The following is a 13553-nucleotide window of genomic DNA, read 5'->3' as shown; positions in this document are numbered from 1 at the left end:
CGCGGCAAAAGGTTACCGTCGAGTATGGCAACCACAACGGATCACCTTCGGAACACTCTGGACGGCCGCTGGCGTGATGTGAAGAACGAGGCGCGCAAGCAACTCGCGCGCGACGAGTTCCGCCCGCATTACACACCGAACACCGTCATCGCCCGCACCAAGGCGCTCGAGCAGCTCAAGCTTCTCGCCGCGGCCGGGGCTGCCGACAACGGATTCAAGAAGGAACACGGCGGTACCGGAGACGTCGGTGCCGCGGTGACGATGATCGAAATGCTCGCGATGAGCGACCTGTCGTTGATGGTCAAGGCCGGGGTCCAGTGGGGACTGTTCGGCGGTGCCATCGAGAATCTGGGTACCGAGCGTCACCACGAGGCGTACGTACCGAAGATCATCAACCTCGAGTTGCTGGGTTGCTTCGCGATGACGGAGACCGGACACGGCAGTGACGTGCAGTCCCTCGAGACGACGGCGACGTACGACCCGAAGACCGACGAGTTCGTGATCAACTCACCCACTCCGTCCTCCCGCAAGGACTACATCGGTGGTGCCGCCGAGACCGCGACCGTCGCTGCCGTCTTCGCGCAGCTGATCACCGCAGGGCCGGGCGAGGAGCCCGAGGGCCACGGTGTGCACTGCTTCTTCGTACCGCTGCGGGACGAGAACGGCGACGACCTCCCCGGCGTGACGACCTCGGATTGTCAGTACAAGGGCGGACTCCCCGGCGTGGACAACGGCCGACTGATGTTCGACCATGTCCGCATTCCGCGGGACAACCTGCTCAACAAGTACGCCGACGTCTCTGCCGACGGCACGTACACCTCCCCTATCGAGAATCCGTCCAGGCGGTTCTTCACGATGCTCGGCACGTTGATCCGCGGGCGCGTCACCGTCGGTGGCAGCGCTGCGGCCGCAGCTCGTGTCGCCCTCGACATCGCGACGCGATATGCGTTGCAGCGCAGGCAGTTCGCTGCACCCGGTTCCGATCAGGAAGTGCTGATCATGGACTACCTGGTGCATCAGCGTCGACTCTTCCCGCTCATCGCCAAGTCGTACGCTCTGCAGTTCGCGCAGAACGAGCTGGTGTCGAAGATGCACGAGCTGCAGACTGCGGACAACCCGGATGCCGAGGAGCAGCGCGAGCTCGAGTCGCGTGCCGCCGGCCTCAAAGCCGCCAACACCTGGCACGCCACTGCCGCGATCCAGGAAGCACGCGAGGCATGTGGCGGCGCTGGCTACCTGGCCGAGAACCGGCTGATCTCACTCAAGGCCGACACCGATGTGTTCACCACCTTCGAGGGCGACAACCACGTGCTCACGCAGTTGGTGGCCAAGGAACTGCTCACCGCGTACGCCGACGACGTGAAGTCGATGAGCCCGGTCGAGTGGGTCAAGTTCGCAGCCGACATGGTCGGCGATCGCGTCGTCAAACGCACTGCGGCGCAGGCGATCATGCAGACCATTCTCGATCGGCGTCAGGACAACGAAGAGGAGGGGTCGCTGTTCAACCGCGGCACCCAGGTCAAGATGTTCGAGGATCGTGAGGAGTATCTGCTGTCCACGGTCGCGCGCCGTCTGCAGTCGAAGTCGAAGGAGAGCAGTTCGTTCGACGCGTTCAACGCGGTACAGGACCACGTTCTGCACGCTGCGAGCGCCCACATCGACCGCATCATCTTCGAGGCCTTCATCGCCGGTATCGAGTCGTGTGAGGACGAGACCACCAAGGACCTGCTCGAGGAGGTCTGCGACCTCTACGCCCTGTCGGTGATCGAGGACGACAAGGCCTGGTTCATCGAGCATCGCTACCTGTCCACCGAGCGCTCCAAGGCAGTGACTCGCGCGATCAACGAGCGGTGCCGCACCCTGCGTCCGCATGCGGAGTTGCTGGTCGACGGCTTCGGCGTGCCCGAGGCACTCGTCGGTGCCGCGATGCTCGGCGAGCCCGGAGCGGGAACTGAGGAAGAACCGGCCGGGAACCCCAGCCACGCGCACTGACGCGTAGTCGGGGTTCAGCCGGGAGAGATTGCGAAGACCCGGCAGGGACCACCGGTCGCGCCCGCGTGCTTCGGTGCGCCGACGACGACCGTGGCCCCTGCCGGGGGCACGGCTTCCAGATTCGCCAGTGCCTCCACGCGGCCGCCTATCAGCCGGCAGCAGGGGTGACGAGCAGAACCTTGTCGTCGGATCCGTTGTCGGTGGTCAGCAGGAAGGCTCCGTCGCTTCCGAAGCTGGTGAGCGAGCGCAGCCGACCGTAGGTACCCACCAGGGCGTCGGCTTCGTCGACGTAGTCCGTGCCGTCCTCGGACAGCTTGAGGAACACGAGCTTCTCGCCCTGCTGACTCGACACCACTGCGGAACCGTTCCAGGAACCCCATCCCGCGCCGTTAGCGAAGGTCAGGCCGGGAGTCGCGATCGTGGGGCTACCCGAACTCCACACCGCCGCGCGGGCCCCGGGCACCCGGGTGGGATCGGTCATCGGCACCGACTCGTCGTAGACGAACGGCAGCCGATCCGGCCGGTAGCCGTAGTTGCCGCCGGGGACCAGTAGGTTGAGTTCGTCGTCCCTGGTGGTTCCCTGCTCCACCTCGTAGATGTCCTGAGTGCCGGGTCGTATCGCGAGCCCCTGTACGTTCCGATGACCGAGCGTGAAGACACGTCCGGGTGCATCGGCCGCCGCCGAGCCATCGGCGTTGATGCGCAACACCTTGCCGCCCAACGAGTTTCGATCCTGCGGCACCGACGGCGACGCGGTGTCGCCGGTGCCGATGTACAGGGTGCCGTCGGGGTGGGCCAAGATGCGGCAGCCGCCGTGGCGACCACCGTCGGCGACGGGGATGTCGTCGACGAGAGTGCCGGTGCGCGTCAACTCGGTCCATGCGGAGTCGACGGTCCACGACACCACGGCGATGTGGTTGTCGGTGCCCCCGCCCGCACTACCGGTGCCCGCACTGCCGGCACCTGTTCCCTGACCCTGCACGCCCTGGCAGGTGTAGATGGTTCTCGATGTGGCGAAGTCCGTCGCCAGTGCGATGCCCATCAGGCCTGTCTCGCCCGACGCGTAGAGATCGCCTAGATCCGCTTCGAGCTCGCGAGTGGCACCGCCGACATCACGAATGACGAATCGCCCCGCTCGCTCGCCAGTCAGCACCGTCCCGTCGGGGGCAACCACGGCATCCCACGGTTTCGCGAGCCCGTCGAGCACGGTGGTGACCGTCAGGTCGGGCAGTGGATCGGCCTGTGCCGTCGCGCCCGTCGAGCATGCCAGCGTCAGGAAGACGCTGGCGGCGAGTACTCCGGAACTGGACACCAGCTTGTTCATCCACACTCCTGACGACGATCGGCCACCAGCCCGATATGACCGGTATCACACGATCATAAACACACCGAGGAGATGGCCGACGCAGTCAGGACGCGATTCGGTAGCCGGCTTCTTCGATCGCGGCGTCGACGGCAGCAGCGTCGAGTTCCGCGTCGCTGCTGATCACGACGGCTCCGGTGTCGACGTCCACATCGACGCCCGTGACGCCCGGAACCTCGGACACTTCTTCTTTCACCGACGCTGCGCAATGCGCGCACGTCATACCTTCGACGGAGTAGGTCGTCTGCACTTTGTTGCCTCCTGTGCCTGGTCAGGAACGTACGAGACGCGCAATGGCCTCGGACGCCTCTTTGACTTTCGCGTCTGCTTCGGGTCCGCCCTGCCGCGCGGCGTCGACGACGCACCCGGCGAGGTGGGCGTCGAGCAGCTTCAGCGAGACGGACTGCAACGCCTTCGTCACCGCGGATACCTGGGTGAGAACATCGATGCAGTACCGGTCGTCGGCGACCATGCGTGAAATGCCGGCCACCTGCCCCTCGATGCGACGCAGTCTTTTCAGCAGGTCGTCCTGTTCGGCGCTGTAGCTGCTCATGCCGTCGATCATACCCCTACCCGGTATGGGGAGGTTCGTCCGTCAGCAGTCGACGGACGCCATCGATGGCAACCAGTCCCCCGACGATCACCGCCAGGGCGGCGACCGCAATCCACGACCCCGAGTAGTACGTGCCCGTGTACGCCGGAGACACGTCGGGAACGGCGGCGAATTCGGTGGTGCGTACGCCTGCCTTCCAGCACACCATCGCGCAGATCACCGCGACCGCTGCGAGGACCAGTTCCACCCAGCCGACGGACTTCCTCACACGTACTCCTGCTTCGCCGTCTCGAGTGCGGCGCGTAGACCGTCGTCGTCCTTCGCCCACGCTTGCACCAGACCGCCACCGACCAGTCGCAGCCCGATGCCGTGCCGTTTGCGCGGCACCCCCGAGAGCTCACCGAGAACGCGTGCGGTTTCCCACTTCTTCGGCTCGTATTCGCCGTCCTCGTACTCGGCAGGCGGGAAGATCTCCGTGATCTCGGCGACGTCGACGGTTTCGGTCCCCTGCCGCAGCTGCCGAGTGGTCAGCTCGACGCTGACATGCATGCGGGCCGCGCGGAGCTGTACGTAGGTCAGTCCGACGAGAATCAGCGAGAACAGCGCCAGGGCGAACCAGTGGATCACCGGTCCCGACGCCAGCTCGACCGCGAGCACCACCAGACAGAACGCGGGGCCCCACAGCAGGGCGCGCCAACGACCACCGGGCTCGTGGAACAGAACGGGATCGGTGCCGCCGGGATCATTGCTCACGGACGAACCACTCTCGCGCCGACGGTCGATACACCAGCACCGATGCAACGACCAGTGCGACCGTGATGATCAGCAACACGAACGGGAAGACGAGCGCGGCGAAGGTCAAGAGCAGCGCGGTGGCCCCGGACAGCGCCACCAACGCCCGTCGGAACCGTCGGTCGCCACCTCGGACGGGGCCCGACATCAGCCCCACTGCCAGGCCGACCACGCCGAAGATGACACCGAGACCTCGGAACACGGTCAGAAAGGAGTCGATCTGTTCGTCGCTCGCACCGCCGTCGGTGAACGACGCGCGGATCTGGTCGACGGGCAGCGTGAGCGCGATCATGCAGACGACGATCAGCATCACTGCCGACGCCAACCACAACCAGTACGCGGTGGAGACCACCCGGGGACGAACCATCGATTCGTCAATGTCAGCACTCACGCTCGACATACTGCCACCGCGCGGTGGCACGGAGTTCAGCCGGCAGAGATTCCCAGCGCCATGATGGCGATGGCCGCCGACACGGCGAGCAGCAGACCGAGCAATGCCCACCCGGGCCTGCCGTACTCGGCGGGACACGCGTTGCTCTCGGCCGCCGCGATCGACTCGGGGAGGGCACGACTGGGCGGCACCGGAATGTTCTCTGCCATGTTCGATCCGATCACTCGATACGTTTATCGAAAGTGATGGTAGTCACACCGGCGGGCTCAGCGCGCGGAACACGCTCGAAATCAGCGCTTCCGCGAGGACAGGAAGTACTCGTTGGATTCCTTGCGGTGCATCAGGTAGATCGCACCCGCAGCAAGCACACCTTGGCCGATGCTCAGCACGCTCATGACGATGTTCATCGCACCGGTACTCGATGCGATCGCGAACAGGTCGAGAATCGTCGTGAACACGGTGATCGAGCCGATGACGGTCAGCAGCATGCGCGCCCACATCTTGCCGGCACGCATCCGCTTCACCCAGAACAGGAACAGGGCACCGAATCCCACGACGACGAACAGCGTCACGACGAGCATCACCGTCACCATGGACTGCGTGGATTCGACGGTCATGTCCGCCGCCGCACCCTGTGCTGCGAGGTCGTCGAGCAGAGACTGCGCGAATTCCGCGCGTGCGCCGAACAGCGTCCACACCGAGTACAGCGCCGAGATCGCACCGATCAGTGCAACTCCCCACCACAGGTGCCGGGCGGTCTCCACATCCACCGGTGCCGGGCGAGCGGACGGCTCGAGCTCGGGACCGGACTGAGGGAAGCCGTGTTCTAGCTCCCAGCGCTGCCAGTCCGGTTGCAACGGAGGATTGTTCGGCACGTTGCTGTCAGGATTGCTACCGTCCGCGTTGTTGCTCGGAGGAAAATCGTTCACAGCCAGCCCGCCACTTCGGTTGCCCAGTAGGTCAGTACGACATCTGCACCGGCGCGCCTGATGCCGACGAGCGATTCGAGGACGGCGGCATCCCGGTCGATCCACCCGTTCTGGGCAGCGGCGGTGATCATGGCATACTCCCCCGAAATCTGGTACGCCGCAACCGGAACCGGTGACATCTCGGCCACGTCGCGGAGAATGTCCAGATACGACATCGCCGGCTTGACCATCACCATGTCGGCACCCTCGGCAAGATCGAGCTCGACCTCGTGGGTCGCCTCACGGCGGTTGGCCGCGTCCTGCTGATACGTCCGACGGTCACCCTGCAGCGACGAGCCGACCGCTTCACGAAACGGTCCGTAGAACGCAGACGCGTACTTGGCCGAATACGCCAGCTGCCCCACCTCGACGTGACCGGCCGCATCGAGTCCAGCACGAATGGCACCGACCTGGCCGTCCATCATGCCGCTCGGCCCGAGCAGGTGCGCTCCGGATTCCGCCTGCGCGACGGCCATGTCGACGTACCGCAGCAACGTCGCGTCGTTGTCGATCGAGCCGTTCTCGCTCAGCACACCGCAGTGGCCGTGCGAGGTGAACTCGTCGAGGCAGGTGTCGGCCATGATGACCGTCGAGTCACCGAGATCGGCTTTGAGACGGGCCAGGCCCCGGTTGAGGATTCCGTCGGGATCCGTTGCCCCCGAACCGTTCTCGTCCTTGTCCTCGACCTTGGGGACACCGAACAACATCACGCCGCCGACACCGGCTGCGACTGCTTCCTCGGCGGCCCTGCTCAGCGAGTCCAGCGTGTGCTGGAACACTCCGGGCATCGAGCTGATCGCGCGGGGCTCGGAGATGCCGTCGGCGACGAACATCGGCAACACCAGATGCCGTGGCTGCAGCGACGTTTCGGCCACGAGGCGGCGCAGTGCCGGAGTGCGGCGAAGGCGTCGGGGACGGTCGGTGGGGAACAAGCGAACCTGCCTCACTTGGTTCGTCGTGCGCGTTGTGTGTGGCCGGAGCTACGCACAACGCGCACGAGGCGCATTCAGCGCCTGCGTGACTTCTTACCGCCTGCGTGACTTCTTGCGCGGTGGCGGCAGTGCACCCTCGGCCCGCAGCCGAGCCGCGTGTTCTGCCAGCGCCTCGACCAGCGGTCCGACCTGAGCCGACTCCGGCTGCACGTCCACGCGCAGACCGAACTCGACGGCCGTCTCGGCAGTCTTCGGGCCGATGCACGCGACGAGCGTGCGAGCATGCGGCTTACCTGCGATGCCGACCAGGTTCCGCACGGTGGAGCTCGAGGTGAAGCACACCGCGTCGAATCCACCGGTCTTGATCATCTCGCGGGTCTCGGCGGGGGGCGGCGCTGCCCGGACGGTGCGGTAGGCCGTGACGTCGTCGATCTCCCAGCCGCGTTCGCGCAGCCCTTCGGCGAGCGTCTCGGTAGCAATGTCGGCGCGCGGCAACAGAACTCGATTGACCGGGTCGAAGACCTCGTCGTACGGCGGGAAGTCCTCGAGCAGTCCGAGCGAGCTCTGCTCCCCCGACGGAACGAGTTCGGGATTGATGCCGAACGAGCGGACCTTGGCCGCGGTTGCCTCACCGACACAGGCGATCTTGACGCCGGAGAACGCACGCGCGTCCAGGCCGAATTCCTCGAACTTCTCCCACACCGCGCGAACGGCGTTGGTCGAGGTGAACACGACCCACTGGTAGCGGCCGTCGACCAAGCCCTTGACGGACCGTTCCATCTGAGCAGGGCTGCGCGGGGGCTCGACGGCGATGGTCGGAACTTCGATGGGGATGGCCCCGTGGGTGACGAGGCGATCGCTCATCTCGCCGGCCTGGTCCTTGGTGCGCGGCACCAGCACGGTCCAGCCATACAGTGCGCGAGACTCCCACCAGGACATCTTGTTTCGTCCGGAGACGACCTTGCCGACGGTGACCACCAGAGATCCGACGAGCTCGGATCCCGCGTCGTTGAGGGTGGCCAGTGTGGCCTCGACGGTGCGCTGCTGACGGGTGGTGCCGCGCACGGTGATGGCTGCAGGTGTCTGCGGTGCCAGGCCGTGTTCGACGAGGGCACTGGCGGTTTCGGCCAGGTGCCCCGCCGTGGCGTGCAACACCAGCGGGCCGGGAGCAGCCGCGAGTGCAGCCCAGTCGACCTCGCCGCGAACGTCCGCTTCGGTGTGGCCGGAGCCGAGTGCCATGCCTGCGTAACTGGGTACCGCGGAGCCCGAAGGCAGACCGGGCAGCACCTCGAACGGCACGTGAGTGCGGGCCACGGCACTGACCTCGGCGATCACCGAGTCGGTGGTCAGCGGATCTCCCGAGACCAGACGCACCACATCGTGGCCGTTCTTGGCTTCGGCGAGAAGGGTTTTGGCGACCTCGGCGGGCTCGCCCAGTGCCGGGCGCACCTCGACCCCGTTCTCACCCGTCTCGGCATCGCGAGGGACGTCGGCACCGACGAGAGCGGTGACACCCTTGTCGACGTCGGGATCGGTGAAAGCGAGCTCGGCCGCTCCGAGCACTTCCCGTGCCCGGACCGTGAGCAGAGCCGGGTCACCGGGCCCGGATCCCACGAACAGGATCCGTCCGTTGGTGTTCTTGCGGACTGGGCTCATCGGTTGTTCTCCAGTGCTGTCTTGTATGGGTACTGCAGTTCTATCGGGGTTGCGGTGCCCCGTTTGGGAATCAGCCGGGCAGTGGCGATCGACTCTCTTCGCACTACGGGACGGGTCGCCGCGCGTTTGGCGCGTCCGCGAACGGGTGCCGTTATTGCCCTAGACATGAGATCCGCCCTGTGCTGGTTCGGTGACCGAAACGAGTTCGCGTGCACCGAGATCGAGTAGTTCGCGGGCCAGTTCGCGGCCCAGTTCCTCGGCCCGGCCGGGTGACCCGACGATCGAAGCGCGAATGGTGTCGCTGCCGTCGATGGCCGCGACGCAGCCGCGCAGCGACAACTCGTCGAAGATGCGGCCGTCTTCGTCGATGGACTCGACGACCTCGGCGATGGCACCCACCGGCGCGGTGCAGCCGGCTTCGAGTTCGGCGAGCAGTCCGCGTTCGGCGGCCACTGCGGCCCGCGAATGTGCATCGTCCAGTGTGGCGATGGAGGCGGCGAGATCGGTGTCGCCACTGCGACATTCGACGGCCAGTGCCCCCTGTGCGGGTGCCGGCAGCAGCTGCACCGGATCCAGCGCTTCGGTGACGACGTCCAACCTGCCGATACGGGCCAGTCCCGCCCGCGCGACGATGACGGCGTCGAGCTCACCCGAGGCCACCTTGCCGATGCGGGTATCGAGGTTGCCGCGCAGGGGTCGAACGTCCAATCCCTGTCCGAGAGCACGCAATTGAGCAATACGGCGGGGCGCGGAGGTACCCACCTTCGCGTCGGCCGGCAGCTCACCGAGCACGAGCCCGTCGCGGGCCACCAGTGCATCTCGGGGATCTTCACGCTCCGGAATGGCAGCGATGGTGAAGCGCTCGTCGGCGGCGGTCGGCAGATCCTTGTACGAGTGCACTGCTATGTCGACGGTGCCGTCGGCCAGGGCCTCACGCAACGCCGCGGTGAACACTCCGACGCCGATGGTCTGCACCGGTGCTGCCGACAGGTCGCCTGCGGTCTTGACGATCACCAGTTCGGCTTCGACTCCCGCCGCTGCGAGAGCCACCCGAACCGTATCGGCCTGAGTGGTCGCGAGAAGGCTTCCGCGAGTACCGATCTTGACGACGCCGGTCATTCCTGATCCCCCTCGGCGGTGGTTCCGGGGCGAAGATCGGTACGGCTCGCCGTGAAGTCGTCGACCAACTCCAGGGAGCCGATTTCCATGGGAGTCGCCACGGCCTCGACCGAACCGGGGCTGAGCTCGAACAATTCGCGCAGCGCCGCAGCATAGGAATCTCCGCCGGGTGTGCTGGCGAGCTGCTTGACGCGCACCGTCGGTGAATGCAGCAACTTGTCGACGACGCGGCGCACGGTGCGGGCCACTTCGTCACGCTGCGGGGAGTCGAGCCCGGGCAGCCGCGACTCGAGCCGCAGCAGTTCCCCCTCGACCACCTCGGCGGCGCGCTGGCGCAGCGCTGTGACGGTGGGGGTGACCTCGGCAAGTCGTTGTCCCGCAAGGTAACCCGAGAGTTCGTTGGAAACGATCTCGCGTGCGGCCGACGCGTCGTTCGCGGCAGCTCCGGCAGCGGGGTCGCGCTGCAGGGATTCCATGTCGAAGACGGTGATGCCCGGCAGACCGGAGACGGCCGGGTCGACGTCGCGCGGCAGTCCCAGGTCGCAGATCACGAGCGGCCGGTCTGCGTCGCGGCGGGCGAGTGCGAGGTGGGCGTCGGCGATGGAGACGACGGCCCCCACCGCACCGGTACAGGTGACGAGGATGTCGGCGGCGGCCACTGCGTCGGCCAGGTTCTCGAGCGCGACCGAGGAGGCGGTGATTCCGTTCGAGACGGCGTTCTCGGCCAGGTGGTCGGCTCGTTCGCGGGTGCGGTTGACGACGGTCAGCGAGTCGATTCCGGCGCGGCCCAGGTGTGCGACGGCGAGTCCGCCCATCGCTCCTGCGCCGAGGACCACCGCGGTGCGGCCGCGGAGCGAGCCGCCGAACACGTCTGCGGCGCGGTCGAGAGCGACGGACACCACCGAGGCTCCGGCGGCGTCGATGCCGGTTTCGCTGTGCACGCGCTTGCCGACTCGCAGAGCCTGCTGCGCGAGTTCGTGCATGACGCGGCCCGATGCCTGCTGACCGTCCGAGGCGGCGTAGGCCGATCGAATCTGGCCGAGGATCTGCTGCTCTCCGATGACCATCGAGTCCAGGCCACTGGCCACGGCGAACAGGTGCTCGACCGCGGCCTCGCTGTACCGAACGTAGGCGTGCTTGGTCAGGTCGGCGATCTCGAGGCCGGAGTGCTCACCGAGAACTTCGCCGACGGCGGTCAATGCGCCGTGGAACGCGTCGACGACCGCGTAGATCTCGACGCGGTTGCACGTGGAGACCACCATGACCTCGGAGATGTTTCCGCTGGCCATCAGTTTGTCGGTCAGTTTCGGGCGATCGGTGTCCGTGATGGCGACACGCTCGAGGACTGCGACGGGAGCGCTACGGTGCGATATCCCGACGAGAAGGACACTCACGGTGCAATCACCGATCCGTTTCTTGTCGAACTGTTGACTGGGCTTGGATTACCGGCGATGCGCGGACCGTGACTGCGGCCCAGACGCGAGGTGGAAGGCAGTGGCGACGCCGACACGGGCGTCGGCACCGGGGCCGTCACGATCGTCGGCCCGGACACGTTGCGGGAGCTGTTGAAGGACAGAACCTGCATCTCGACGGCCAGGTCGACTCGGCGTACCTCGACGTGGTCGGGGACGTCGAGCACCATCGGCGAGAAGCTCAGGATGCACTCGACTCCGCCCGAAACGAACCGGCCCGCCACCTGGTGGACGGCCTCGTCGGGAGTGGCGATGACACCGATGGTCGCCTCGAGTTCGCGGCAGGCGTCTTCGAGCTCGTCGATATGCCGAACGGTGAGTCCCTCGACCTCGGTGCCGACTCGCGCGGGGTCGTTGTCGAACAGGCCGACCATGGTGAACCCGCGACGTGCGAAGCCGCCGTATCCGGCGAGAGCCTGACCGAGGTTGCCCACACCGGCCAGTACGACGCGGTGACCACGGTCGAGCCCGAGAGCACTGTCGATCTTGGCGCGCAGGCGCGCGACGTCGTAACCGACTCCGCGCACACCGTTGGGTCCGAGGAACGAGAGATCTTTGCGCAACTTCGCAGATCCGACGCCTGCTGCGGTGGCAAGCTCTTCACTCGAGACGATGAGAACGCCTTCGTCTGCAAGGATCGAGAGGACCCGCAGGTATGTCGCCAGACGAGTGACCGTAGCCTGAGGGATGACCCGCTCTACGCCGCTGGGCGACGGGCGCTCTTCGGTCACGTCTGGGGCTCCTCGTCCGAACGGCGTCGATGCCGGTCTTCACGCTGATCCTGCGTTCGTGTCTATTTCACGAATGCTGTTCACACCACGGTAACTGCTTGTGAACGAATGAACAAAGTTGCGCATACCGGCCCTCACCTGCACACGGAGAGCAATCACACGTTCTTAGGGTGCCCTGCCCGGCCCAGATCGGCCCGCAATCGGGGCACGTCGACCTCCCAGTAACTGTGCTCGACACCGTCGAGTAGCACCACGGGCACTCGGTCGCCGTACTCCGCGCGCAGGTCAGGCGATTCGGCTGCGGCCTCGTCCACGTCGATGACCGTCACGGCGACGCCGAATTCGGCGCACACCTCGTGGAGCACCGCGGACGCGTGGGTGCAGGAATGGCAGCCTGCGCGGGTGAGAAGTGCCACGCCGGACGGAGTCGTTTCCATCCGTCCACTCTGACATGCCGGTAACAGAGACGAAGGTCACAGCTGTGCGGTGCGTCGGGAACTGTTCATCGTCGGTAGGTGCCGTCGTGCGACGCTCGTGTCGGACGCACGCATTAGGCTGCGAGTGACGTACTGGCGAGGGAGGTGGACGTGGTGACTGACGGGGGCACAGACCTGCCGATCGAGGACACGCCCGATGTCGACATGGTCGACACGAACGATCCGGACGGGGACAAGCAGCGCAAGCGGCGTATTCGCCGGATTCGCAATCCGTTCGGCCCGTCCGATGCGGAGGTCCGCGCCAACGTCGCGGGTGAAGCGAGCGCCGATGCCGCTCTCGCCCTGCAGGTCGAGTCCGAGGGAGCGGTTCCCCGCGATCTGACCGCAGCCGCCTTCTTCGACGTGGACAACACCATGGTCCAGGGCGCGTCGATCATCCACTTCGCGCGCGGACTCGCCGCCCGAAAGTACTTCACCACGGGCGACGTGGCCCAATTCGCTTGGCAGCAAGTCAAATTCAGGGTCAGCGGCAAGGAGAACAGCGAGGACGTGGCCAGTGGCCGCGAGAAGGCGCTCTCGTTCATCACCGGTCGTCCCACTGCCGAACTGAGCCGGCTCGGCGAGGAAATCTACGACGAGATGATCGCCGACAAGATCTGGGCGGGCACCCGTGCCCTCGCCCAGATGCACCTCGACGCAGGTCAGCAGGTGTGGCTGGTCACCGCCACTCCCCTCGAACTGGCGCAGATCATCGCCAAGCGGCTGGGCCTGACGGGCGCGCTGGGAACTGTCGCCGAGAGTAAGGACGGGGTGTTCACCGGCCGTCTCGTCGGCGACATCCTGCACGGCATCGGCAAAGCTCATGCGGTGCGGTCGTTGGCCGTACGAGAAGGCCTCAACCTCAAGCGGTGCACCGCGTATTCGGACAGCCACAACGACGTGCCGATGCTCTCGCTCGTCGGTACCGCGGTCGCGATCAACCCCGATCCGGACCTGCGTGAGCTGGCGAAGAACCGCGGCTGGGAGATTCGCGACTATCGCACCGGACGTAAGGCCGCCAAGATCGGCGTTCCCACTGCGCTGGCCCTGGGCGCGGTGGGCGGCGGTCTCGCCGCGGTGATCGGTCGCCGCAAGGCCTGACCTCGCT

16 protein-coding genes and 1 pseudogene are annotated in these 13553 nt (G+C 66.3%); 2 read left to right on the top strand and 15 right to left on the bottom strand.

The window, feature by feature from the left end:
• Positions 1-24: 24 nt before the first annotated feature.
• A complete protein-coding gene (locus CH285_RS18405; RefSeq protein ID WP_032365221.1) occupies positions 25-1992 on the top strand; it encodes an acyl-CoA dehydrogenase family protein in 1968 nt (655 codons plus the stop codon).
• 14 nt (positions 1993-2006) lie between these two features.
• Here CH285_RS18405 and CH285_RS28730 read toward each other — a convergent pair.
• From CH285_RS28730 to CH285_RS18330, 15 genes and pseudogenes are all read right to left on the bottom strand, one after another.
• Positions 2007-2129 (bottom strand): annotated as a pseudogene (locus CH285_RS28730) (cyclase family protein); the annotation flags it as partial.
• 11 nt (positions 2130-2140) lie between these two features.
• Positions 2141-3316, bottom strand: a complete 1176-nt coding sequence (locus CH285_RS18395) for a PQQ-dependent sugar dehydrogenase (RefSeq protein ID WP_094643928.1) — start codon at positions 3314-3316, stop codon at positions 2141-2143.
• Between the two features lie 85 nt (positions 3317-3401).
• Positions 3402-3605, bottom strand: a complete 204-nt coding sequence (locus CH285_RS18390) for a heavy-metal-associated domain-containing protein (RefSeq protein WP_027498341.1) — start codon at positions 3603-3605, stop codon at positions 3402-3404.
• Between the two features lie 21 nt (positions 3606-3626).
• Complete coding sequence (locus CH285_RS18385) at positions 3627-3908, bottom strand: metal-sensitive transcriptional regulator (protein ID WP_027498342.1); 282 nt, start codon at positions 3906-3908, stop codon at positions 3627-3629.
• Positions 3909-3924: 16 nt separating this feature from the next.
• Positions 3925-4176, bottom strand: a complete 252-nt coding sequence (locus CH285_RS18380) for a hypothetical protein (protein ID WP_032369769.1) — start codon at positions 4174-4176, stop codon at positions 3925-3927.
• A complete protein-coding gene (locus CH285_RS18375) occupies positions 4173-4661 on the bottom strand; it encodes a hypothetical protein (RefSeq protein WP_032369770.1) in 489 nt (162 codons plus the stop codon). Before CH285_RS18375 ends, CH285_RS18380 begins: the two co-directional genes overlap by 4 nt.
• Entirely contained in the window at positions 4651-5091 is a 441-nt protein-coding gene (locus CH285_RS18370; protein ID WP_141214963.1) for a hypothetical protein, read from the bottom strand. Before CH285_RS18370 ends, CH285_RS18375 begins: the two co-directional genes overlap by 11 nt.
• A 35-nt stretch (positions 5092-5126) precedes the next feature.
• Positions 5127-5300, bottom strand: a complete 174-nt coding sequence (locus CH285_RS28005) for a hypothetical protein (RefSeq protein ID WP_176458502.1) — start codon at positions 5298-5300, stop codon at positions 5127-5129.
• An 81-nt stretch (positions 5301-5381) separates the two neighbouring features.
• Positions 5382-6020, bottom strand: coding sequence for a hypothetical protein (locus tag CH285_RS18360; RefSeq protein WP_230073313.1), 639 nt, complete (start codon positions 6018-6020; stop codon positions 5382-5384).
• Positions 6017-6991, bottom strand: a complete 975-nt coding sequence (gene hemB, locus CH285_RS18355) for a porphobilinogen synthase (protein WP_027498346.1) — start codon at positions 6989-6991, stop codon at positions 6017-6019. The genes CH285_RS18360 and hemB overlap by 4 nt, the downstream gene beginning before the upstream one ends.
• A 93-nt stretch (positions 6992-7084) precedes the next feature.
• Positions 7085-8647, bottom strand: a complete 1563-nt coding sequence (locus tag CH285_RS18350) for a uroporphyrinogen-III synthase (protein ID WP_027498347.1) — start codon at positions 8645-8647, stop codon at positions 7085-7087.
• A gap of 159 nt (positions 8648-8806) precedes the next feature.
• Entirely contained in the window at positions 8807-9766 is a 960-nt protein-coding gene (gene hemC, locus CH285_RS18345; protein ID WP_032390400.1) for a hydroxymethylbilane synthase, read from the bottom strand.
• Entirely contained in the window at positions 9763-11160 is a 1398-nt protein-coding gene (locus CH285_RS18340; protein ID WP_032365215.1) for a glutamyl-tRNA reductase, read from the bottom strand. The genes hemC and CH285_RS18340 overlap by 4 nt, the downstream gene beginning before the upstream one ends.
• The gene (locus CH285_RS18335; RefSeq protein WP_027498350.1) at positions 11157-11969 is read right to left on the bottom strand and encodes a redox-sensing transcriptional repressor Rex; all 813 of its coding nucleotides are present in this window, start codon (positions 11967-11969) and stop codon (positions 11157-11159) included. The genes CH285_RS18340 and CH285_RS18335 overlap by 4 nt, the downstream gene beginning before the upstream one ends.
• Before the next feature lie 155 nt (positions 11970-12124).
• On the bottom strand, positions 12125-12406 hold the full coding sequence (locus tag CH285_RS18330; protein ID WP_027498351.1) for a glutaredoxin family protein: 282 nt from the start codon (positions 12404-12406) through the stop codon (positions 12125-12127).
• A 204-nt stretch (positions 12407-12610) separates the two neighbouring features.
• Here CH285_RS18330 and CH285_RS18325 point away from each other — a divergent pair, with 204 nt between their 5' ends.
• The gene (locus tag CH285_RS18325; protein ID WP_045840673.1) at positions 12611-13546 is read left to right on the top strand and encodes an HAD family hydrolase; all 936 of its coding nucleotides are present in this window, start codon (positions 12611-12613) and stop codon (positions 13544-13546) included.
• The last annotated feature ends 7 nt before the right edge of the window (positions 13547-13553 follow it).

Source organism: Rhodococcus sp. 05-2256-B1, from assembly GCF_002258465.1.
GTDB classification, from domain to species: Bacteria; Actinomycetota; Actinomycetes; order Mycobacteriales; family Mycobacteriaceae; genus Rhodococcoides; species Rhodococcoides fascians.
Note: the sequence above shows the minus strand (reverse complement) of the source record. Positions and strands in the feature narration are given on the sequence as shown.